Source organism: Ramlibacter sp. (assembly GCF_035548915.1).
Classification (GTDB): Bacteria; Pseudomonadota; Gammaproteobacteria; order Burkholderiales; family Burkholderiaceae_C; genus Ramlibacter.
The window spans coordinates 1-22,697 of the sequence record NZ_DASZSE010000026.1 but is presented as its reverse complement, the minus strand read 5'-3'; the positions used below and the strand labels follow the sequence as shown (position 1 = coordinate 22,697).

The 22,697-nt window shown below is 67.0% G+C and carries 20 protein-coding genes, 1 tRNA gene, 1 pseudogene and 1 riboswitch; of the genes and pseudogenes, 14 read left to right on the top strand and 8 right to left on the bottom strand.

Going from position 1 to position 22,697, the window contains the following annotated elements; all coding sequences use genetic code 11:
• Positions 1-30: 30 nt before the first annotated feature.
• The gene (locus VHA82_RS07985; protein WP_325542260.1) at positions 31-1,059 is read right to left on the bottom strand and encodes a sulfate ABC transporter substrate-binding protein; all 1,029 of its coding nucleotides are present in this window, start codon (positions 1,057-1,059) and stop codon (positions 31-33) included.
• 115 nt (positions 1,060-1,174) lie between these two features.
• Between VHA82_RS07985 and VHA82_RS07980 the strand changes: the two genes are divergently transcribed.
• Both VHA82_RS07980 and mnmC read left to right on the top strand, forming a co-directional pair.
• The gene (locus VHA82_RS07980) at positions 1,175-1,456 is read left to right on the top strand and encodes an oxidative damage protection protein (RefSeq protein WP_325542257.1); all 282 of its coding nucleotides are present in this window, start codon (positions 1,175-1,177) and stop codon (positions 1,454-1,456) included.
• Positions 1,457-1,467: 11 nt separating this feature from the next.
• The gene (gene mnmC, locus VHA82_RS07975; protein ID WP_325542255.1) at positions 1,468-3,339 is read left to right on the top strand and encodes an FAD-dependent 5-carboxymethylaminomethyl-2-thiouridine(34) oxidoreductase MnmC; all 1,872 of its coding nucleotides are present in this window, start codon (positions 1,468-1,470) and stop codon (positions 3,337-3,339) included.
• Here mnmC and VHA82_RS07970 read toward each other — a convergent pair.
• Complete coding sequence (locus VHA82_RS07970; RefSeq protein WP_325542253.1) at positions 3,336-4,097, bottom strand: response regulator; 762 nt, start codon at positions 4,095-4,097, stop codon at positions 3,336-3,338. The genes mnmC and VHA82_RS07970 overlap by 4 nt on opposite strands.
• 225 nt (positions 4,098-4,322) lie before the next feature.
• Between VHA82_RS07970 and VHA82_RS07965 the strand changes: the two genes are divergently transcribed.
• From VHA82_RS07965 to VHA82_RS07910, 12 genes are all read left to right on the top strand, one after another.
• Entirely contained in the window at positions 4,323-6,152 is a 1,830-nt protein-coding gene (locus VHA82_RS07965; RefSeq protein WP_325542251.1) for a nitrite/sulfite reductase, read from the top strand.
• A complete protein-coding gene (locus VHA82_RS07960; protein WP_325542249.1) occupies positions 6,149-6,535 on the top strand; it encodes a DUF934 domain-containing protein in 387 nt (128 codons plus the stop codon). The genes VHA82_RS07965 and VHA82_RS07960 overlap by 4 nt, the downstream gene beginning before the upstream one ends.
• Positions 6,535-7,308, top strand: coding sequence for a phosphoadenylyl-sulfate reductase (locus VHA82_RS07955; RefSeq protein WP_325542247.1), 774 nt, complete (start codon positions 6,535-6,537; stop codon positions 7,306-7,308). Before VHA82_RS07960 ends, VHA82_RS07955 begins: the two co-directional genes overlap by 1 nt.
• Positions 7,305-8,237: a sulfate adenylyltransferase subunit CysD gene (cysD, locus tag VHA82_RS07950; protein ID WP_325542245.1), complete on the top strand. Its 933-nt coding sequence runs from the start codon at positions 7,305-7,307 to the stop codon at positions 8,235-8,237. The genes VHA82_RS07955 and cysD overlap by 4 nt, the downstream gene beginning before the upstream one ends.
• A complete protein-coding gene (locus VHA82_RS07945; protein ID WP_325542243.1) occupies positions 8,237-9,535 on the top strand; it encodes a sulfate adenylyltransferase subunit 1 in 1,299 nt (432 codons plus the stop codon). The genes cysD and VHA82_RS07945 overlap by 1 nt, the downstream gene beginning before the upstream one ends.
• Before the next feature lie 121 nt (positions 9,536-9,656).
• Positions 9,657-9,986, top strand: a complete 330-nt coding sequence (gene fdxA, locus VHA82_RS07940) for a ferredoxin FdxA (protein ID WP_325542241.1) — start codon at positions 9,657-9,659, stop codon at positions 9,984-9,986.
• 8 nt (positions 9,987-9,994) lie between these two features.
• Positions 9,995-11,107 carry an NAD(P)/FAD-dependent oxidoreductase gene (locus VHA82_RS07935; RefSeq protein ID WP_325542239.1) on the top strand — a complete coding sequence of 371 codons (1,113 nt, stop codon included), beginning with the start codon at positions 9,995-9,997 and terminating at the stop codon, positions 11,105-11,107.
• Between the two features lie 53 nt (positions 11,108-11,160).
• Positions 11,161-11,266: riboswitch (TPP riboswitch) on the top strand.
• A gap of 40 nt (positions 11,267-11,306) precedes the next feature.
• Positions 11,307-13,394 carry a TonB-dependent siderophore receptor gene (locus VHA82_RS07930; protein WP_325542237.1) on the top strand — a complete coding sequence of 696 codons (2,088 nt, stop codon included), beginning with the start codon at positions 11,307-11,309 and terminating at the stop codon, positions 13,392-13,394.
• Positions 13,395-13,428: 34 nt separating this feature from the next.
• A tRNA-Asn gene (locus tag VHA82_RS07925) sits at positions 13,429-13,504 on the top strand.
• 208 nt (positions 13,505-13,712) lie between these two features.
• Positions 13,713-14,468: a leucyl/phenylalanyl-tRNA--protein transferase gene (gene aat, locus VHA82_RS07920; RefSeq protein ID WP_325542235.1), complete on the top strand. Its 756-nt coding sequence runs from the start codon at positions 13,713-13,715 to the stop codon at positions 14,466-14,468.
• Positions 14,465-15,214 carry an arginyltransferase gene (locus tag VHA82_RS07915; protein ID WP_325542233.1) on the top strand — a complete coding sequence of 250 codons (750 nt, stop codon included), beginning with the start codon at positions 14,465-14,467 and terminating at the stop codon, positions 15,212-15,214. Before aat ends, VHA82_RS07915 begins: the two co-directional genes overlap by 4 nt.
• 58 nt (positions 15,215-15,272) lie before the next feature.
• Positions 15,273-16,070: an IclR family transcriptional regulator gene (locus VHA82_RS07910; protein WP_325542230.1), complete on the top strand. Its 798-nt coding sequence runs from the start codon at positions 15,273-15,275 to the stop codon at positions 16,068-16,070.
• A gap of 10 nt (positions 16,071-16,080) precedes the next feature.
• On the opposite strand, the gene pbpG is transcribed toward VHA82_RS07910, so the two are convergent.
• From pbpG to VHA82_RS07880, 6 genes and pseudogenes are all read right to left on the bottom strand, one after another.
• Positions 16,081-17,076, bottom strand: coding sequence for a D-alanyl-D-alanine endopeptidase (pbpG, locus tag VHA82_RS07905; RefSeq protein WP_325542227.1), 996 nt, complete (start codon positions 17,074-17,076; stop codon positions 16,081-16,083).
• A gap of 178 nt (positions 17,077-17,254) precedes the next feature.
• Positions 17,255-18,793, bottom strand: a complete 1,539-nt coding sequence (locus VHA82_RS07900; RefSeq protein ID WP_325542225.1) for a 2-isopropylmalate synthase — start codon at positions 18,791-18,793, stop codon at positions 17,255-17,257.
• Positions 18,778-20,469, bottom strand: coding sequence for a 2-isopropylmalate synthase (gene leuA, locus VHA82_RS07895; protein WP_325542223.1), 1,692 nt, complete (start codon positions 20,467-20,469; stop codon positions 18,778-18,780). Before leuA ends, VHA82_RS07900 begins: the two co-directional genes overlap by 16 nt.
• A 194-nt stretch (positions 20,470-20,663) precedes the next feature.
• Entirely contained in the window at positions 20,664-21,335 is a 672-nt protein-coding gene (locus tag VHA82_RS07890) for a hypothetical protein (RefSeq protein WP_325542221.1), read from the bottom strand.
• A 69-nt stretch (positions 21,336-21,404) separates the two neighbouring features.
• Positions 21,405-22,217, bottom strand: a complete 813-nt coding sequence (pssA, locus tag VHA82_RS07885) for a CDP-diacylglycerol--serine O-phosphatidyltransferase (protein WP_325542219.1) — start codon at positions 22,215-22,217, stop codon at positions 21,405-21,407.
• 149 nt (positions 22,218-22,366) lie between these two features.
• Positions 22,367-22,697: pseudogene (locus tag VHA82_RS07880) on the bottom strand (hypothetical protein); the annotation flags it as partial.

Genomic DNA, 22,697 nt, shown 5'->3' with positions numbered 1-22,697 from the left:
ACGGACTACCGCCGGCGGCGAAGGCTCGGCTTACTTGCGCGCGTAGATCTGATCGAACGTCCCGCCATCGGCGAAGTGCGCCTTGTCGGCAACGGTCCAGCCGCCGAAGGCCTTGTCGATGGTGAAGAGTTCGATCTTCGGGAACTGCTTCGCATACTTCGCCTGCGCCTTCTGCGAGACCGCGGGGCGGTAGAAATTGCGCCCGATGATGTCCTGCCCTTCCTCGGTGTAGAGGTACTTCAGGTATTCCTCCGCGACCGCGCGCGTGCCCTTGCGGTCGACGTTGCGGTCGACCACCGCCACGGCCGGCTCGGCCAGAATGCTGAGCGACGGCGCGATCACTTCGAAATTCGCGCCGAATTCCTTTTCGAGCAGGAAGGCCTCGTTCTCCCATGCGATCAGCACGTCGCCCTGCGCCCGCTGCGCGAAGGTGATGGTCGAGCCGCGCGCGCCCGTGTCGAGCACGGGCACGTTGCCGTAGAGCTTTGCGACGAATTCCTTCGCCTTCGCATCGCCGCCGTACTTGCGTCTCGCGAATTCCCAGGCCGCCAGGTAGTTCCAGCGCGCGCCGCCGGAAGTCTTGGGATTCGGCGTGATCACGCCGACGCCGGGCTTCACGAGATCGTCCCAATCCCGGATGCCCTTCGGATTGCCCTTGCGCACGACCAGGACGATCGTGGAGACGTATGGAGACGCGTTGTGCGGCAGGCGCTTTTGCCAGTCGGGAGCCACCCAGCCGCCGTTCTTCACGAGCGCATCGGTGTCTGCCGCGAGCGCGAGCGTGGCGACGTCGGCTTCCAGGCCATCGACGATGGAGCGCGCCTGCTTGCCCGAGCCGCCATGCGATTGCTTGATCGTCACGTCCTGCCCCGTCTTCGCCTTCCAGTACTTCGCGAACGCCTGGTTGAAGTCGACGTAGAGCTCGCGCGTCGGGTCGTAGGAGACGTTCAGCAGTTGCACGGGCGGCTGGGCCGTTGCCGTGCCGCCGAAAGCAAGGGACAAAGCGGCGCCGAGGCCGGCGGCCAGGGGAATCTTGATAAAGTCGCGGCGAAGGTTCATTTCATTCGTTTCTCGGTTCGTTGGGTGAAGGCATTCTGCGGACCGGCCCGCACGAACGGAACGACAGAGTTTTCATCAGCAAATCCGCATAAGCTCAGACAAGAGGTCTCGCCCCATGGCCCGCACCATCCACTGCATCAAGCTCGGCCGTGAAGCCGAAGGCCTCGACTTCCCGCCCTACCCCGGCGAGCTCGGCAAGCGCATCTACGAACAGGTGAGCAAGGAAGCCTGGGCGCAGTGGCTGAAGCACCAGACGATGCTCGTGAACGAGAACCGCCTGAACCTCGCCGATCAACGCGCTCGCGAATACCTGAAGCGCCAGATGGAGCAGCACTTCTTCGGCCAGGGCGCCGACGTCGCGACAGGCTACGTGCCGCCCGCCGACGAGAAGAAGTAGACCCGGCACCCATGGCCACCGTCGAGTGGGGCGCCGACGGCACGCCGCGCAGCCCGCGATTCGACGACATCTACCGCCCCGCGGGGCACGGCCTCGGGCAGGCGCGACACGTGTTCCTCGGCGGATGCGGCCTGCCTCATGCGTGGGCCGCAGCGCCGGCGTGGACGATCCTGGAAACAGGCTTCGGACTCGGGCTGAATTTTCTGGCCGCGTGGCGCGCCTGGCTGGACGACACGAAGCGTCCGCGCATGCTGCACTTCGTCTCCGTGGAAGCATGGCCCGTGAGCGCGGAGGACCTGCTGCGCAGCGCGGCGGACCACGACGGCCTGCCACCGCTTGCGCGGCAACTGGCCGCGCAGTGGTTCGGACTGCTTGCGGGAGTGCATCGATTCTCCTTCGAGCACGGCCGTGTGCTGCTCACACTCGCCGTCGGCGACGTTCACGACGTGCTGGGCAGGCTTGCGCCCTTTCACGCGGACGCCGTGTTCCTCGACGGCTTCGAGCCGCAGCGCAATCCGGCGATGTGGGATGCGAAGGTGATGAAGGCACTGGCGCGCCATGCCCGGCGCGGCGCGCGCGTCGCGACCTGGACGGTCGCGGGCGACGTGCGCCGAGCCTTGGCCGAGGCGGGCTTCCAGGTGGAAAAGCGCGACGGTCTGCCGCCGAAGCGCCACTGCCTGCACGGCACTTACGACCCGCCTTGGCAACCGAAGGGCTCGATCAAGCCCGTGCCAGTGCGCCCCGGGCGCTGCGCCGTGATCGGCGGGGGCCTGTCGGGGGCAGCCGTGGCGGCGGCGCTCGCGCAACGCGGCTGGAGCGTGGCAGTCCACGATGCCGCTGCGCAGCCCGCGGCCGGCGCCTCCGCGCTGCCGGCAGGCCTCATGGCGCCGCATCAATCGCCGGACGACAACCTGCTCTCGCGTCTCACGCGCGCGGGCATTCGCCACACGCTGCAGGAAGCGGCGCGCCTCCTCGGCGAAGGCGAGGACTGGGCACGCTGCGGCGCGCTGGAGTTGCGCATCGACGACTCGCGCGCGCCCCCGCATAGCGACGAGGCCGCGGCGATCTGGAGCCGCCCCGCGCCGGCGGCGCTCAAGTCCGAAGCATTGCTCGACGCGTCCGCGAACGCATGGTGGCACGAAGCCGCGGCCTGGATTCGTCCCGCCGCGCTCGTGCGGGCGTGGCTGGGCGAACCGGGCATCGAATGGCGTGGCGGCGTCGGGGTCCAGGCGATCCGCAGGCAGGACGACGTGTGGTGGCTCGACGACACCGGCCCCTTCGACTGCGTGGTCGTCGCGGCGGCGCATGCGAGCGCGGCGTTGCTTTCCGGCCGACTTGCGCTTCATCCGGTGCGCGGCCAGGTTTCATGGTCGGACGCCGAAGCGCCGGGCCTGCCGCCCTTCCCGCTGAACGGCAACGGGCACTTTCTGCCGCGCGTGCCGATCGGGGGGAAGCTCGCGTGGCTCACCGGGTCGACCTACGGCCGCGGCGAGAACGACTGCAGCGAACGACAGGCAGACCACGCGGCCAACCTGCAGCGCCTGCGCGTGCTCGCACCCCGCATCGCCGAATCGCTCGCGCCCCGGTTCGAGCGAGGCGAAGTCCGCGCCTGGGCGGGCGTCCGTTGCACGTCTACTGACCGCAGGCCGCTCGTGGGGCGCATCGAGGAAGGCTTGTGGGTCAGCACCGCGATGGGGTCGCGCGGGCTCACCTTTGCAAGCCTGTGCGCGCAGCTGCTGGCGGCGCGACTGCATGGGGAGCCGCTGCCGCTGGAGCGCAAGCTGGCCGATGCGCTCGATCTTGCGCGGAACCCTCACCCCAACCCTCTCCCGCAAGCGGGAGAGGGAGCAAGCGCCGCAACCCGTCCGCGGGGGGCGCTTTAGTGAAGCTTCTGAAGCAGTTCCTGCAGACGTTCGGGGTCGGGGGGCTTGCGCATCAAGGCATCGACGCCCGCGAACCTCGCGCGAAGCCGTTCGCCGAGCGACGGCTGCTGTTGCGTGACGATCACGTGCGGGATCGGCGCATCGCCCTTCGTGAGCCGGCGCACGAACTCCCAGCCGTCGCCCCCCGGCAGGCCCATGTCCACGAGCGCCAGCATGTACTTGCGCGCGCGCACGAGCTCCAGAGCTTGCGCCGCCGTCTCGGCCTCGTCGGCGATGGTCATGTGATTCAGCGCGAGCTTCGCCCGCAGGTACAGGCGTTCGGCGAGATCGGCATTGGCGATCAGGGCCCGCCGCGGCACGGGCTCCTCGGGCACTTCGTCGGGCGGCAGGGTCGCGGGCTCGTCCTGCACGCCCGTCAGGTCCAGGTCGAATTCGACGGACGCGTGGGATGCGAACTCCTCGTCCATCGCGGACACCACGTCGGCCCAGGAGACCGGCCGTGAAAACGTCCGCCAGACGCCCGCGGGCGGGTCTTCGCCGACCCAGACGAGCTTCATGCCGCCGTTCGGCTTCCCGGCTTCGAGCCGGGCCTCGTTGCTCTGGCCATCCAGCAACGCGAGCGCAGGCATCGCCGTCGCGCCCTCGGCCCACAACAGATAGTTCGTCGGCCGCTCGCGCGACAGGCGAAGCACCGCGTCGAGCGCATGGCGCTCCACATCGCTGAAGCCGACGACCTTGACGAAGACCTGTTGCGGCATGCTCGTGGTTCTCTTTTGCCGTTTGGCAGCGATTATCGCGGCAGCGAGCGCTTTTTCTCCCTTATCCGCGTCGCCCCTCAAATGAGCCGGCAGGCCTTGCCAGCCTTGGCGCATAAGCTTATCCGGATATGACCCGGACGAAAAAATCGTTTGGATCCATAAGGGTGCTCCCTAAAGTGCGGGCATGCGCCAGCGCCCCTTTTCGAGGGCCGGCCGCGCCAAGCCATGTACCAATACACAGAATTCGACAGGCATTTCGTCCACGCGCGCGCCGCGCAGTACCGCGACCAGCTCGAGCGCCATCTCGCCGGCAAGCTGAGCGAGGAGGAGTTCCGGCCGCTTCGGCTGCAAAACGGCTGGTACATCCAGCGCTACGCGCCGATGCTGCGCATTTCCGTGCCCTACGGCGAGATTTCCGGCACGCAGCTGCGCGCGCTCGCGACCATCGCGCGCCAGTACGACCAGCCCGACCCCGAGCTGCTGCGCGAGGCGCAGGAAAAGCAGCTCGCCCTGGGCGAAGTGCCGGTGCCCGGCGGCCAGCCGGTCGCAACCCGCCTGAAATTCGGCTACGGCCACTTCACCACGCGCACCAACGTGCAGTTCAACTGGGTGCCGCTCGCAAAGAGCGCGGACGTGATGGAGCTGCTCGCCGGCGTCGACATGCACGGGATCCAGACGAGCGGCAACTGCGTGCGCAACATCACGACCGATGCGCTCGCCGGCATCGCGCCCGACGAGATCGCGGACCCCCGCCCCTTCGCGGAAATCCTGCGCCAGTGGGGCGCGCTGCACCCCGAATTCGCCTTCCTTCCGCGCAAGTTCAAGATCGCCCTCAACGGCGCGAAGGAAGACCGCGCCGCGCTCGGCTGGTACGACATCGCGCTGCAGATCGTGCGGGGCGAGGCGGCAGAGCTGGGCTTTCGCGTGCAGGTGGGCGGCGGCATGGGCCGCACGCCCATCATCGGCACCGTGGTGCGCGAGTTCCTGCCGTGGAACCAGATGCTCAACTACATCACGGCGTGCATCCGCGTGTACAACAGCTACGGCCGCCGCGACAACGCGTGGAAGGCGCGCATCAAGATTCTCGTGAAGAGCGAGGGCCAGCGCTACATCGACCGCGTGGAGGAAGAATTCAAGGCGATCGTCGAGCGCGACGGCGGGCCGCACACCATCACGCAGGCCGAGTACGACCGCGTCGCGGCCCACTTCGTCGCGCCATCGGTCTCGCGCGTGCGCACCGGCGCCGACCAGCGGCTGCACGAGATCGTGCGCGCCGACGCCGAAGCGGACCCGAGCTATCACCGCTGGCTGCAGCGCAACGTGCTCGCGCACCGCAACCCGCAGCTGCGCGCGGTCACGCTGTCCTTCAAGCGCCTGGGCCAGGCGCCCGGTGACGCGGATGCGCAACAGCTGGAAGCGGCGGCCGAACTCGCGGACCGCTTCTCATGCGGCGAGGCCCGCGTCACGCACGAACAGAACCTCCTGCTGCCCTGGGTGCATCGCGACGACCTGCCCGAACTCTTCGCGGCGGCGCGCAAGCTCGGGCTCGCGCGCCCGAACATCGGCCTGCTCACGGACATGATCGCCTGCCCGGGCGGCGACTTCTGCTCGCTCGCCAACGCGCGGTCGCTGCCGATCGCCGAGGCGATCACGCAGCGCTACCAGGACCTCGACGAGGAATGGGACATCGGCGAAATCGACCTCAACATCTCCGGCTGCATCAATTCGTGCGGCCACCACCACGCGGGCCACATCGGTATCCTCGGCGTCGACAAGGACGGCAAGGAGTGGTACCAGGTCACGCTCGGTGGCGCGGATGGCTCCCATCTGTCGGGCCCCGCGACGCCGGGCAAGGTGGTCGGCCCCTCTTTCAGCGCGGCCGAAGTGCCCGAGGTGATCGAGGCCGTGCTGCGCACGTACCGGGCCGAGCGCACGACGGTGGAGGGCAAGGTGGAACCCTTCATCGCCACGCTGCGGCGCGTGGGCATCGAGCCGTTCAAGGCCGCGGCCAACGGCGCGCGCTTCACCGAGAAGAACGAAAGGGAGATCGCATGACGCTGCAGTTGATCGCCACCCCGGCCGCGAACGGTGACGGGGAGGACGCGAACGTGCTCGTGCTCGCGAACGACGCGGACGTGCACGACGTGCCGCTCGAAGGCGTGGACCGCATCGAGCTGAATTTTCCGAAGTTCACCGACGGGCGTGCCTACACGCAGGCCGTGCTCCTGCGCCAGCGCCGCGGGTTCGCAGGCGACATCCGCGCCACGGGCAACGTGCTCGTGGACCAGCTCGTGCACATGGAGCGCTGCGGCTTCTCGAGCGCGGTGCTCGCCGAGGGCCAGGACCCCGCGGACGTCCCGCGCCAGTTCGTGCGCTTCGCCGACTTCTACCAGGGCGACGCGGTGAAGCAGATGCCCCGCTACCGGAGGACGGCGTGATGAACGCGATCCAGCTGCACGCCCGCGCCTCGAAGGATTTCGAATCGAAGCTTGCCGCGACCCAGGAGGTGCTGCGCCGCGCGGCGCACGAATTCTCGCCGGTGACGCAGGCCTCCAGCCTCGGCGCGGAAGACGTGGTGATCACGCACCTCATCAACTCCCTCGGGCTCGACATCCCCGTGTTCGTGCTCGACACCGGCATGCTGCACGAGGAGACGCTGGCGCTTCTGGAGCGCACCCGGGCATCGTCGCGCGCGCCGGTGAACGTGTACCGGCCCGTGCAGGAATCCGTGATCCATTTCGTCGCGAGCGAAGGCAAGGACGCGATGTACCGCAGCATCGAACTGCGCAAGGGCTGCTGCCACATCCGCAAGGTGGAGCCGCTGGAACGCGCGCTCGCGGGCAAGAAGGCCTGGATCACCGGGCTGCGCCGCGAGCAGTCGGCGGCGCGAGCGGAAGTGCCGCTGCTGGACGCGAGCGCCGAGCGCGTGAAGTTCAACCCGCTCGCCGACTGGACGTGGGGCGACGTGTGGCACTACATCCGGCTGAATGGCGTGGACTACAACCCGCTGCACGACAAGTTCTACCCGAGCATCGGCTGCGCGCCCTGCACGCGAGCGATCGCGCTCGGCGAGGACTTCCGCGCGGGCCGCTGGTGGTGGGAGGACGAGTCCGCGAAGGAATGCGGGCTGCACGTGAAGAGCGAAGACGCCGCCCGCGAATCGGGCGACGAAGAAGACAACGAACAGAAGGGCGAAGAGATTTCCGCATGAACGCAAGGACCGAACCGCGGCTGCTCGCGCAGATCAGCAACCGCCACCTCGACGCGCTCGAGGAAGAAGCGATCTTCGTCCTGCGCGAAGTGGCCGGCGCCTTCGAGCGCCCCACGCTGCTTTTTTCCGGCGGGAAGGACTCGCTCGTGCTGCTCAAGTGCGCCGAGAAAGCCTTCGGCACGGGACGCATCCCTTACCCGCTCCTCATGATCGACACGGGGCACAACTTCCCCGAGGTCACGGCGTTTCGCGACTTCCGCGCGAAGCAGCTCGGCGCCGAACTGATCGTGCGCAGCGTGGAGGATTCGATGAAGCGCGGCACGGTGCGCCTCGCGCGCCCCGACGAAAGCCGCAACGCCCACCAGTCGGTGACGCTCCTCGAAGCGATCGAGGAATTCCGCTTCGATGCGCTCATCGGCGGCGCGCGCCGCGACGAGGAAAAAGCCCGCGCGAAGGAACGCATCTTCTCCCACCGCGACGGCTTCGGCCAATGGCAGCCGAAGGCGCAGCGGCCTGAACTCTGGACGCTCTTCAACACGCGCCTCGCGCCCGGGGAACACTTCCGCGTGTTCCCGATTTCCAACTGGACCGAGCTCGACGTGTGGCAGTACATCGAGCGCGAGAACATCGAGCTGCCCGCGCTCTACTACGCGCATCGCCGCCAGGTGATCGAGCGCCGCGGCCTGCTGGTCCCCGTGACCGAGCTCACGCCGCCGAAGGAGAACGAAGAAGCCGTGACCCGCACCGTGCGCTTTCGCACGGTGGGCGACATCACCTGCACGTGCCCGGTGGAAAGCCCCGCGTCGAACGCGAGCGAAGTGGTGGCCGAGACGCTGCGAGCCGAAGTGAGCGAGCGCGGGGCGACCCGCATGGACGACAAGACGTCGGACGCATCGATGGAAAAGCGCAAGAAGGACGGATATTTCTGATGACCACGGCTGAAACCCTGGCCCTCTGCGCCGCCGCGCAGCATGACCACGCCGCGGCCCTGCGCTTCATCACCTGCGGCTCGGTGGACGACGGCAAGAGCACGCTGATCGGGCGGCTCCTCGTGGACAGCCGCGCGGTGCTGGCCGACCAGCTCGCGAGCGTGTCGAAGTCCGGGCAGACCGACCTCGCGCTGCTCACCGACGGTCTGTCCGCCGAACGCGAACAGGGCATCACGATCGACGTCGCGTACCGCTACTTCGCCACGCCCGCTCGCAAGTTCATCATCGGCGACGCACCGGGCCACGAGCAGTACACGCGCAACATGGTGACCGCGGCCTCGTCCGCCGACGCGGCGGTGGTGCTGGTCGACGCGACCAAGCTCGGGTGGCGCGACGCGCGGGTCGAACTGCTGCCCCAGACACGCCGGCACACGCTGCTCGCGAACCTGCTGCGCGTGCCCTCGATCGTGTTCGCGGTGAACAAGCTCGACGCCGTGGAAGACCCGGTGGCGGCCTTTCGCAACATCCGCGTGGCGCTGCAGGCGTTCACGGCCGCCGCGAAGATCGAGGCCCGGGCCATCGTCCCGATCTCGGCGCTGAAGGGCCACAACGTCGTGGAGGCGCAGCCGGGCTGGTGCGACTACCACGGCCTGTCGCTGCTGCAGGTGCTGGAGCAGCTCGACGTGACGCCCGCCGAGACGCAAGAGGCCTTCGCCTTTCCGGTGCAGTGGGTCGAGAAGTTCTCGTCTTCCTCCGATACGTCGCAGGGACGCCGCGTCTTCTGGGGCCGGGTGGCCACGGGCACGATCGAGCCGGGCGACACCGTCCGGGTGCTTCCGGGCGGACAGACGGCAACCGTCGCGCGGGTCCTGAACCACGTGCGCGAGCCGCAGGCCGTGCCCGCGCGGCACAGCGCGGGCATCGTCCTCGACCGCGAAGTGGATGTCTCGCGCGGCGACTGGCTGCTCGCGGCGGACGCCTTCGAGCCGAGCCGCGAGCTCTCGGCGACCGTCGCGTGGCTGGACGACGAGCCGCTCGAGGCCGGCCGGGTGTACTGGGCGCTGCACGGCCACCGCTGGGTCAAGGCGAAGGTCCGCGCCATCGTGCACAAGCTGGACGTGAATACGCTTGCCGAAGAGCCGGCTCGCCAGATCGAGCCCAACGGCATCGGCCACGTGGAGCTCGCGCTGCAGGAGCCTCTGGCGACGCTGCCCTTCGCGCGCTCGCGCACGCTCGGCTCGCTCGTCCTCGTCGATACGGCCACGCACAAGACCTCGGGCGCCGTGCTCGTTCGTTGACGCCGGTCAAGCGTGTCAAGGCCCCGGCGGCTGTACGGCTACGGCGCAGGGGCCACAATGATTGTTCAATAGAATCGAGGGCTCTGCCCTGGACCGGCCCCCGATGGCCGACTGCCGAAAAATGACCCACGTCGTCACCGAATCCTGTATCCGCTGCAAGTACACCGACTGCGTGGACGTGTGTCCCGTCGACTGCTTTCGCGAAGGCCCGAACTTCCTCGCCATCGATCCCGACGAGTGCATCGACTGCGCCGTCTGCATCCCCGAGTGCCCGGTGAACGCGATCTACGCCGAGGAAGACGTTCCCGCCGAACAGGTGCAGTTCATCAAGCTCAACGCCGACCTCTCCAAGGCGCCGGGGTGGAAGAGCATCACCAAGCGCAAGCCCGCGCTGCCCGACGCCGACGAGTGGAAGGACAAGCCGAACAAGCTCGACGAGCTGATCCGCTGAGCAGGGGAATGGATCCGCAGCTGAATTCGGAGGTGCTCAGGACGGCGGCGGCGCACGAAGGCCCCATCGAGACCGATGCGGTCGTCGTCGGCGCGGGGCCGGTGGGCCTTTTCCAGGTGTTCGAGCTGGGCCTGCTGGAAATCAAGGCGCACGTGGTGGATTCGCTGCCCTACCCGGGCGGCCAGTGCGTGGAGCTGTACCCCGACAAGCCGATCTACGACATCCCCGCCGTGCCCGTCTGCACGGGCCAGGAACTCACGGACAACCTGCTGAAGCAGATCGAACCGTTCGGCGCCACGTTCCACTTCGGTCAGGAAGTGACCACGGTGCAAAAACGCGACGACGGCCGCTTCTTCGTCGCGACCTCCAAGGGCACGCAGTTCCTTGCGAAGACGATCTTCATCGCAGCCGGTGTCGGCGCGTTCCAGCCACGCCCGCTCAAGGTCGAGGGCATCGAGAAATTCGAGGGCACACAGCTTTTCTACCGCGTGCGCAATCCCGCGGACTTCGCGGGCAGGAACCTCGTCGTCGTGGGCGGCGGCGACTCCGCGCTCGACTGGGCGCTCAACTTCTGCGCGGGCAACGCGGACGGCAGCCCGCACAAGGCCGAAAGCGTGATCCTGCTGCACCGCCGCGACGGCTTTCGCGGTGCGCCGGCGTCGGTCGCGAAGATGCAGGAACTTTGCGATGCGCAGGAGATGCAGTTCGTGGTCGGACAGATCACGGGGTTCGAGGAGACTGCGGGCCGCCTCACGGCCGTGAAGGTGACGGGGTCGGATGCCATCACGCGCGTCGTTCCGCTGGACGTGCTGCTCGTCTTCTTCGGCCTGTCGCCCAAGCTCGGGCCGATCGCGCAGTGGGGGCTCGACATCGAGCGCAAGCAGCTGAAGGTGGACACCGAGAAATTCTCCACGAGCGTGCCGGGCATCTTCGCCGTGGGCGACATCAACACCTATCCGGGCAAGAAGAAACTGATCCTCTCCGGCTTCCACGAATGCGCCCTCGCCGCTTTCGGTGCGGCGCCCTTCGTCTTCCCCGAAAAGCGCGTCATGCTGCAGTACACGACGACGTCGCCGAAGCTGCACAAGGTGCTCGGGGTCGAATCGCCGGTGTTCGACTGAGCTCGGCGCGGCCCGGAAGGCCGCAACGTACAATGCACGCGTGCCCATCCGGGCACTTCCGCTAGGGGTGTTGCCGCGCGCGGTTCGCGCGGCGACTGAGAAAGTCCCTTTGAACCTGACTGAGGTAATCCTCGCGCAGGGAAGCAAGCATTGCCCAGGCGTGCCTTTCCTGCCATGAACTTTCCCGAAAGGAAAAATCGTGGCGCCATCGAAGCCAACGTATCTTGCAGCCGCCTTGTTCGCGGCTGGCCTCGCGCATGCGCAGACCAGCGGCGCGCTGCCCCCCGTCACCGTCACCGAGAAGCCCTTCCCGCCGGCGGCCGATGTCACCGGATTCGGTGACATCCCGCTGAGGGAAGTGCCGGCTTCGGCAAACGTCGTCACGAGCCGCGACATCGATGCCGCGGGCGCGCGGCGCCTCGCGGACCTCGCGCGGTTCGATGCGTCGGTGAGCGACGCGTACAACGCGCCGGGCTATTGGGACTTCCTCACGATCCGCGGCTTCATCCTGGACAACCGCTTCAACTTCCGGCGCGAAGGATTGCCGATCAGCGCGGAGACGACGATTCCCCTGGACAACAAGGAACGCGTCGAGATCCTGCGCGGCACGAGCGGCATCCAGGCCGGCACGAGCGCGCCTGGAGGACTCGTGAACTACGTCGTGAAGCGGCCGCCCCTGAGCGAGCTGCGCGAAGTGAAGCTCGAGTTCACGCAACGCGCGAGCATGCTCGCGGCCGTGGACCTGGGCGGCCGCTTCGGCAGCGATGGCGCGATCGGCTGGCGGATCAACGCGGCCCACGAATCCCTGAGGCCCCAAATCCACAACCTCGACGGCGACCGGAGCCTGCTCGCCTTTGCCGCCGACTGGCGCTTCACGAGCGACGACTTGCTCGAAGGCGAGTTCGAGTGGAGCACGCACCGCCAGCCGAGTGCAGTGGGCTTCAGCCTGCTCGGCCCCGTGCTGCCGCCCGAGCCCGATCCGCGGCTGAACCTCAACAACCAGCCGTGGTCGCAGCCGTCGAGGTTCGATGCCGCGACGGGGACCCTGCGCTATTCGCATGCATTCAGCCGCGACTGGTATGCGTCGATGCGGCTGGGCACGCAGCAGCTGAAGAGCAACGACTACACCGCGTTCCCCTTCGGCTGCGGCGCGGAAGGCAACTACGACCGGTTCTGCAGCGACGGCACGTTCGACCTGTACGACTATCGCAGCGAGGACGAGCGCCGCAGGCGGGACGCCGCGTTGCTCGACCTGCACGGGCGGCTCGACACGGGTTCGATCCGGCACGATGTGTCGCTGGGTTGGCTCATGAGCCGCGCGAGCGATCGCTTCCAGCCGCAGGCGTACAACTATGTGGGCACCGGCAACATCGCGGGCACCGCCGTGTTGCCCCCGGACCCGACCCAGGCGACGATCGTGCCGGACAAGCACGAACGCTCGGTCGAACTGTCGGTGAACGATGCGATGCATGTCACGCCGCGCTTCACGGCGTGGCTCGGGCTGCGCCACACGCGCATCCACCGCGCCTACACGCAATCGCTCACCACGCCCTGGGCCGCGTTGAGCTACAAGCTCGGCGACGCGCTCGCGTATGCGAGCTGGGGGGAAGGCGTCGAGTCATGGCAGGTGACGACGGACCCGGTCTATGCGCTTGCGAATGCGGGCCAGGTGTTGCCCTCGGCGAAGTCGCGGCAGGTGGAGCTCGGCGTGAAGGGCTCGAATGCGGAACTGGCCTGGGACGTGGCGGTGTTCCAGATCATCCGTCCGATGACCAACTTCGACTACTGCCTGCGCACGTTCGCTTGCACCGTCGGCGAGTACGACGGCCGAGCCGTGCATCGCGGCATCGAAGCCAGCGGGCAGTGGACGCATGGGCCATGGAAGATTTCGGCGAGTGCGACGCTGCTCGATGCGAAGCGCAGGGACAGTGTGTACGAGCCCGCGGCCAATGGACAGCATCCGCCGAACGTGCCCGACCACACGCTGCGCGCGACGGCGACCTATCGTGTGCCCGCGTTGCCGCTGGAGCTCGAGGGGCATGTCTCGCACGAGGGCGAGCGCAACGTGCTGTCGGACGGGTCGCTGTCGATCCCGTCATGGACGAGGATGGACGCCGCGCTGCGCTACAAGCGTCGCATCGGCGCGGTGGACACGACGTGGACCGTGGGCGTGACGAACGTCTTCGACAGCCGGTATTGGCGCGAGTCGCCCTTCGAGTTCGGGCACGTGTATCTGTACCCCGGACAGCCGCGGACTTTCCGAATCGGGCTCACGGCCGCGCTCTGAGCACGCGAGGAATGACGATATAATCGTGGGCTGTTCCCCAATAGCTCAGTTGGTAGAGCGCCGGACTGTTAATCCGTAGGTCCCTGGTTCGAGCCCAGGTTGGGGAGCCAGATCCTTCATCCGTCCTCTTCGCGGACTCGCCGCGAAACACTGAGCATCGCCGAGGCGAAACTCTGCTGGACATCTGGATCACTGCGACTCGGCCAAAGGCCTCTGGTCGCTCACGCGAACACTGCCCGGCTCCGTTCCCGGCCGACGCTTCAAGGTGATCGCGCTAAAGTCAGGGCTGGCATTTCCCCAGAGCTTTCTCCTGCCGCAATGCGCTCGATGCATCTCCCCTGGCTCCACCCCGGTGACCCGTTCCCCGACGCGTCGCAGGCCTGGGACGAATCGCAGCCTGCGCCGGGCCTCCTCGCCGCGGGCGGCGCACTCGACGTGGAAACGCTTTACCGCGCCTATTCGGCCGGCATCTTCCCCTGGTTCAGCGAAGGCCAGCCGATCCTCTGGTGGAGCACGGACCCGCGCATGGTGCTGCCCACGGCCGCATTCAAGCTGCACAGGTCCCTGCGCAAGACGCTGCGGAAGTTCGCAGCCGACCCGCACTGCGAACTGCGCGTGGACTCCCACTTCGACACCGTGATCCGCGCCTGTGCGGCCACACCGCGTGCCGGCCAATCGGGCACCTGGATCGTGCCGGCGATGGTGCGCGCCTACCAGGCGTTCCATCGCGCGGGATACGCCCACAGCTTCGAGACCTGGATCGACGGCGATCTCGCGGGCGGCCTGTACTGCGTCGGCATCGGGCGCGCGGTTTTCGGCGAGTCGATGTTCACCCGGACCCCGGATGCCTCCAAGATCGCCCTGGCCGGCCTGGTTTCGTTCTGCCTTGCCAACGGAATCGCACTGATCGACTGCCAGCAGAACACGCGCCACCTCGCCTCGCTCGGCGCGCGCGAGATTCCGCGCTCGGTTTTCGTGCAACAAGTCGCACGCGAGTCGCGCGAAGCCGCTGCGCACTGGCGATTCGACCCCGTATACTGGAACGCACTTCTGCGCCCCAGGACCACGGCGTGACGCACCTCAAGGATCTACCGCTCCAGACGCTGCAGTTCTATGCGACGGCACCGTATCCGTGCAGCTACCTGCCGGGCAGGCAGGCGCGCTCGCAGGTTGCCACGCCCAGCCACTTGATCCACAACGACGCGTACTCCGACCTGGTGACGAGCGGCTTTCGCAGAAGCGGCATGTTCACCTACCGGCCGTATTGCGACGGCTGCCGCGCCTGCGTGCCCCTGCGCGTCATGGCGGAGCGCCACAAGCCGAATCGCAGCCAGCGACGTGCCTGGGCTCAGCACGCGAACCTGCAGGCCCGGGTGCTCAAGCTTTGCTTCGTGCCGGAGCACTACCACCTCTACCTTCGCTACCAGAACGGCCGCCACGCGGGCGGCGGCATGGATCACGACAGCATCGACCAGTACACGCAGTTCCTGCTGCAAAGCCGCGTGAACTCGCGTCTCGTGGAATTCCGCGAGACGCTGCCGGGCGGCAGCGCCGGAGCTCTGCGCATGGTCTCGATCCTCGACGTGCTGAACGACGGCATCTCCGCGGTCTACACGTTCTACGAGCCCGACCCCGTGGCAAGCTACGGCACCTACAGCGTCCTGTGGCAGATCGAACAGGCGCGAAAGCTGAAGCTGCCCCACGTCTACCTCGGCTACTGGATCGGCGAGAGCCCCAAGATGAGCTACAAAGCCCGCTTCAATCCGCACGAGATCCTGATCGACGGCGAATGGCGGGCCGGCAACTGCGCCCTGCCCTGAAGCGCGCCCCGGTTTTCTTTTCACAAGGTAAAATGGCGCCTGGATCGAACAGAGCGCCATGAGAAAGTCGGACCCGAACGTCACCCCCACGCCCACCATCCAGGTGATCGAGCGCATGTTCGCGCTGATCGATGTCCTGGCCTCCCGCGAGGACGCCGTGTCGCTGAAGGAAATCAGCGAAAAGACCGGTCTGCACCCCTCGACCACGCACCGCATCCTGAACGACCTCGCCACCGGCCGCTTCGTCGACCGGCCGGAGGCCGGCAGCTATCGGCTCGGCATGCGGCTCCTCGAACTCGGCAACCTCGTGAAGGCCCGGCTGAACGTGCGCGACGCGGCTCTCGTGCCCATGCGCGAACTGCACAAGCAGATTCAGCAGCCCGTGAACCTGAGCGTGCGTCAAGGCGACGAGATCGTGTACGTCGAACGCGCCTACAGCGAGCGCTCGGGCATGCAGGTGGTGCGGGCCATCGGCGGCCGCGCCCCGCTTCACCTCACCTCCACGGGCAAGCTGTTCCTCGCCGCCGACGACCCGCAGCGGGTGCGCGCCTACGCCACGCGCACAGGCCTCGCGGGCCACACGCGCAACAGCATCACGCAACTGCCGGTGCTCGAACGCGAACTGGCCAAGGCAAGGCAGTACGGCATCGCGCGCGACAACGAGGAACTGGAGCTGGGCGTGCGCTGCATGGCAGCCGGCATCTACGACGACCAGAGCAAGCTCGTGGCGGGTCTGTCGATTTCCGCGCCGGCCGACCGGCTGGACGAGAGCTGGCTTGCGAAGCTGCAGGCGACCGCCAACGAAATCTCGACCGCCCTGGGTCACAAGCCGCCGCCGCAACGGCTCGCGGCCTGAGGGGCTCGCCTCAGCCGTTCACTTGCCGAATGACGGTATTGCCCTGCGGGGTGGTTCCCGTCTCGCGCAGGTTCTCGACCCATTTGCGCACGCGTTCCGCATCGCCGATGCGGCTCAACTTGCCCGCGGAATCGAGGAACACCATGATGAGCTTGCGCCCGGCGATCTTCGCCTGCATCACGAGGCACTGACCCGCTTCGTTGATGAAGCCGGTCTTTTGCACGCCGATATCCCATTCGGGGTTCTTCACCAGGCGGTTCGTGTTGTTGTATTTCAGCAGTCGGTTGCCGACTTCCACCTCGTAGCCGGGAGAGGTGGTGAGCTCGCGCAGCAGCGGGTCGCGCGACGCCGCGCTCACGAGCTTCGCGAGGTCCTGCGCGCTCGACTGGTTGCGGCTCGAGAGGCCCGTGGGCTCCACGTAGCGCGTGTCCATCATCCCGAGCAGGCGCGCTTTCGCGTTCATTGCCTCGACGAAGGCATTCATGCCGCCGGGGTAGGTGCGGCCGAGCGCATGCGCCGCGCGGTTTTCGCTCGACATCAGGGCGAGGTGCAGCATCTCGCTGCGCGGCAGCGTGGTGCCGGGCTTCAGGCGCGAGCTCGAGTGCTTCTCGGTATCGATGTCTTCTTCGGTGATCGTGATCGGCTCGTCCATCGCGAGCTTCGCCTCGCTGATGATCGTGCCGGTCATCAGCTTGGTGAGCGAAGCGATCGGCAGCACGGCCGAATCGTTCTTGCTGAACAGCACTTCACGCGTGTCCTGATCCACCACGAGGGCGACGCTCGACTTCAGGTCCAGCGGGTCCGACAGGCCGTGCAGCCCCGCCAGTTCGCCGAACGACGGCTTGGGCGGCGCGGATCGGATGACGGAACGGTGCTTCGCAAGGAAGGTGCGGCTCACGCGCGTGGGCTTGCCCACACTCGAATGCGTGTGGCGCTTGGCCACTTGCTTGTGGCCTGCGGCGAAGGCGGGCGCAGCCGGCAGCAGCCCGACAATGAGGGCGCCCACTGCAACAGTGTGTAGGAATCGGTTCAAGCTCGTCTAACTCCAACGGCCAGCCAGGTTCGGGGAGAACCACAGAACGCGGCACCCCGCTCGCCCGTGCACTGCTGGGTCTGAAAGTTACACGATTTCAAACACTTAGGGAAGTAACCTGAATCCCTACATACCAAAGTAGGTGATAACCCTAGCCTTGTGCGGCCACGCGATCAGATTTGCTTTGCAACTTGTTGAGGGCACTCAAATATGCCTTGGCCGACGCGACGACGATGTCGGGATCGGCGCCGACGCCGTTCACGACCCGGCCCGAGTTCTGCAGCCGGACAGTCACCTCCCCCTGGCTTTCGGTGGAGCCGCTGATCGCGTTCACCGAATACAGCACCATCTCCGCGCCGCTTCTCACCTGGCCTTCGATGGCCTTCAGCGACGCATCGACCGGGCCGTTGCCGTCGGATTCGCCGCGCACTTCGCGTCCGTCGGCGGTGAAGACGACCACCGCGTGCGGCCGCTCGCCCGTTTCGCTCTGCTGCTTGAGCGAGACCAGGTGGTAGGTGTCGGGCTCGTGCGCGAGGCTCTCGTCGCTCACGAGCGCGAGGATGTCCTCGTCGAAGATGTCGCTCTTGCGGTCGGCGAGTTCCTTGAACTTCGCGAACGCGGCGTTGACGTCCGCTTCGCTTTCCATCTGCACGCCCAGTTCCTGCAGCCGCTGCTTGAACGCGTTGCGGCCCGAGAGCTTGCCGAGCACGATCTTGTTCGCGCTCCAGCCCACGTCTTCGGCGCGCATGATCTCGTACGTGTCGCGTGCCTTCAGCACGCCGTCCTGGTGGATGCCGCTCGCGTGCGCGAACGCGTTCGCACCCACCACGGCCTTGTTCGGCTGCACGACGAAGCCGGTCGTCTGGCTCACCATGCGCGAAGCGGGCACGATATGCTTCGTGTCGACCGCGACGTCCAGGCCGAAGTAGTCGCGGCGCGTCTTCACCGCCATCACGATCTCCTCGAGCGAGCAGTTGCCCGCGCGCTCGCCGAGGCCGTTGATCGTGCACTCCACCTGGCGCGCGCCTCCGATCTTCACCCCGGCCAGCGAATTGGCCACCGCCATGCCGAGGTCGTTGTGGCAATGCACGGACCAGATCGCCTTGTCGGAATTGGGCACGCGTTCGCGCAGTTCGCGGATGAAATTGCCGTACAGCTCCGGCACCGCATAGCCCACCGTGTCGGGCACGTTGATCGTCGTGGCGCCTTCCGCGATGACCGTCTCCAGCACGCGGCAGAGAAAGTCCATTTCGCTGCGATAGCCGTCCTCCGGCGAGAACTCGATGTCGCCGCACAGGTTGCGCGCGAACCGCACCGAAAGTCTCGACTGCTCCAGCACCTGTTCGGGCGACATGCGCAGCTTCTTTTCCATGTGCAGCGGCGACGTCGCGATGAAGGTGTGGATGCGCGCGCGGTTCGCGCCCTTCAGCGCCTCGGCCGCGCGCGAGATGTCGCGGTCGTTCGCGCGCGCGAGCGAGCACACCGTCGAATCCTTCACCGCCTGCGCGATCGCGTGGACCGCATCGAAGTCGCCGTTGGAGCTCGCCGCGAATCCCGCCTCGATCACGTCCACCTTCAGGCGTTCGAGCTGGCGCGCGATGCGCAGCTTCTCGTCCTTCGTCATGGAGGCGCCGGGCGACTGTTCGCCGTCGCGCAGGGTCGTGTCGAAGATGATCAGCTTGTCTGCCATTGGCGCTCCTTGTTGCCGGCCATCGCGCGCTGCACACCCGAGACGATCGCCTTCAGCGAGGCCGACACGATGTTCGAGTCCATGCCGACGCCGAAGAGCGTTCGCTCGCCCACGCGCAGTTCCAGATAGGCGACCGCGCGCGCATCGGCGCCGGACGCGATCGCGTGCTCATGGTAGTCGAGCACGCGGATCGCCTGGCCCGTGGCCTGCTGCAGGCCTTCCACGAAGGCGTCGATCGGACCGTTGCCCACGCCGCGCACGCCGAATGCGCGACCGCCCATGCGCACCTGCGCGGCGAGGACGACGCCCGCGTCCTGAACGCCCTGCTGCTCCTCGATCACCTGATGCTGCGGCACGGCGGTCGTCTTCAGCTCGTACTCCTGTTCGAAGATCTGCCAGAGGTCCAGCGCCGTGAGTTCCTTGCCGTTCGCGTCCATCACGCCTTGCACGACCTGGCTGAACTCGATCTGCAGGCGCCGCGGCAGCTCCAGCCCGAATTCGGATTCCAGCAGGTACGAGATGCCGCCCTTGCCCGACTGGCTGTTCACGCGAATCACCGCTTCGTAGCTGCGGCCCAGGTCCTTGGGATCGAGCGGGAGGTACGGCATGTCCCAGTGGTCGTCGTCCTTGCGCGCGGCGAACGCCTTCCTGATCGCGTCCTGGTGCGAGCCGGAGAACGACGTGTACACGAGGTCGCCCACGTACGGGTGCCGCGGATGCACCGGGATCTGGTTGCAGTGTTCGACGGTGCGGCGGATGTCATCGATGTCCGAGAAGTCGAGGCCCGGGTCCACACCCTGGCTGTACAGGTTCAGCGCAACGTTCACGAGGTCGAGGTTGCCCGTGCGTTCGCCGTTGCCGAAGAGGCATCCTTCGAGCCGGTCGGCCCCCGCCATCACCGCGAACTCGCCGGCGGCGGTGCCGGTGCCGCGGTCGTTGTGCGGATGCACGGAAAGCACGATCGAATCGCGCCGCGCGAGATTGCGGTGCATCCACTCGATCATGTCCGCGAATACGTTCGGCGTGGAATGCTCCACGGTCGAGGGCAGGTTCACGATGCACTTGCGCTCGGGCGTGGGTTGCCACACGCCGGTCACGGCATCGACGACTCGCTTGGAAAACGCGAGTTCGGTGCCGGAAAACATCTCGGGCGAGTACTGGAAGACCCACTCGGTCCCGGGTTGCCTGGCCGCGAGGTCCTGGAACAGGCGCGCCTGCGAGGTCGCGAGTTCGACGATGCCGTCTTCGTCGAGTCCGAGCACGACTCGCCGCATGACGGGTGCGGTCGCGTTGTACAGGTGCACGATCGCGCGGCGCGCGCCTCGCAGGGATTCGAACGTGCGGCGGATCAGCTCCTCGCGCGCCTGCGTGAGGACCTGGATCGTGACGTCGCGCGGGACCAGGTCTTCCTCGATCAGCTTGCGCACGAAGTCCCACTCGACCTGCGACGCCGAGGGAAAGCCGACCTCGATCTCCTTGAAGCCGATCGCCACCAGCTCCTCGAACATCCGCAGCTTGCGGGGGATGTCCATCGGCTCGATGAGCGCCTGGTTGCCGTCGCGCAGGTCGACGCTGCACCAGACGGGGGGCTTCGAGAGAACGGCGTCGGGCCAGGTGCGATCCTTCAGGCCGACCGGCGCGAAGGTGCGGTACTTGGCGGCGGGGTTCTTCAACATCGGCATCTCTAGTCTTCCAGGTGGGTGGTGAACCCGCAGCCCCAAAACAAAACGGCCCGCTGCGGGTGCATACGGGCCGTGATCCGGGAATTTCGCGCGTGCGCTACCGTCTCCGCCCGTGGGGGATTAGCAGTAGCGCCAGCGAAATGGAGGTCATGGGTGCGAATGTAGCACAGGATCGGCGGCCCGCAACGTCAGCCGGGCTGGCAGCCGGGGTCTCGAAGTTCCCGATCGAGTTGCACCAGAATTCCCGGTGTGATTTCCATCCTCTGGAGGGTCTCCTGGAATTCCCTCAGCTGCGCGAAGTCCATGCCGTCCAGCCCCACCTTGTCGAATATCCGCCAGCTCCGGTCAAAGGACTCTTGCAACAGAGTCCGCTCCTCGCCGATCGCCCGGACGCCGGAGCCGCACCGCAGGGACGTGAATGCGCCTTGCAGTGTCGTGAGGCTCGTTTGCCCTTGCTTGTTCAACGGGGGCGCACCGGCGGCGACGTGGGCTTCCAGCCACCTCCTCAATTCGTCCATCCTGTCCGTCACATCTCTTTGGAGAGCGACTCGACTCGTCCGGCAGTCCGCTTCGTGCGTCCTGAAAGCACTCTCGGCCGCGAGCACGGTTGCGACGAGCTTCGACGGGTCTGCCTTCGATGCCTTCACGGCATCCACGGCCGACGCGAATGCAGCCGCGGATTCCTGCGGGTTCGCGACGCGAAAGCTTCGCGGCTTGCGCGGAGCATGAACGCTCGGGTCCTCGGGCTGCGAACGCCGGACGGTGTGCGATCCATCGACGGCGGGACGCGCCGCATGCGGCGCATCTGACACGGTCCACGATGGGGTACTGTTCGCCAGTGCAAGGTCGCCAGGCGGCATGAGCGTTCCTCCGATGAGTCCAGCTCATCAGTAACGCCCGCCGCGCTTTGGTTCCCTCCCTGCGGATGCCTACCGGTGCAGACCCCGCTCGTCGGGTTCGTCGGTCGACGTGCTGATCACGCTCGTCTGCTGTCCCTTGAAGCGCCGCCAGCCGTAGACCGCATAGCCGGAGACACCGTAGATCACGAAGATCGCGAAGAGGACGATCTGCGGGTGGATGTTGATGACGGCGATGATGAGGGCGATGAGCACGATCACCGCGAAGGGGACGCTCTTTTTCATCTGCACGTCCTTGAAGCTGTAGAACGGCACGTTCGTCACCATCGTGAGCCCCGCGTAGAGCGCCACGCAGAACATGATCCAGCTGTTGTCGTAGCCCTTCAAGCCCATGTCGTTCATGAGCCAGATGAAGCCGGTCACGAGCGCTGCCGCGGCCGGCGACGGCAGGCCCTGGAAATAGCGTTTGTCGACGACGCCGGTATTCACATTGAAGCGCGCGAGCCGCAGTGCCGCGCAAGCACAGTAGACGAAAGCCGCAATCCATCCCCAGCGACCAAGCGGCCTGAGCGCCCATTCGTAGGAGATGAGAGCGGGCGCCGCCCCGAAGGAGACCATGTCCGAGAGCGAATCCATCTGCTCGCCGAAAGCGCTTTGCGTATTCGTCATGCGCGCGACGCGGCCATCCAGGCTGTCGAGCACCATCGCGACGAAGACGCCGCCCGCCGCAAGGTCGAAGCGCTGGTTCATCGCCATCACCACCGCATAGAAGCCGCCGAAGAGCGCAGCCAGCGTGAAGAGATTGGGCAGGATGTAGATCCCCTTCCTGCGCTTGCGCAGGACGATGCCCTGTTGCGGAGTGGACTCGGGCCGGTCTTCGTGCATAGCGGCCGATTGTAGGCCGCGCGCCTTTGCCGATCGGGCATGCGACCATCGAATCGCGCTCGGCCCAGACGCCCTCGCGTCGCTCGACGGATCGGACGAGCCTGGCCAGGCGGGCTCTATCCGGCAGAGTGACTGCCAGTCCAGAGGCGTCAGTGCAGTCCGAACACCGCCTCGAGAGTGGGGGCGTCGATCGCCCGGTCGAACCATTGCCTCAGTTGCTGCGGATGCGCGCCGGCGATCTGCGCTTGCACGGCCTCCGACAGCTCGCCGAAGCGGCCTTTCAGGAGCCGGCTCAGCATCTCTGCCTGGGCGCGCTCGATGCCGCGCTCGATGCCGCGTTCGATGCCCTGCTCGATGCCTTGCTGCAGCAATTGCTGCTTCCACCGCTCCATTCGCTCGCCGATCATCTCCGGAATCTCCGTCAAGTCCTGCACCTGCGCCGGCTCTTCGCCCTCCGGCAGGTGCCGCAGCACCACGCGC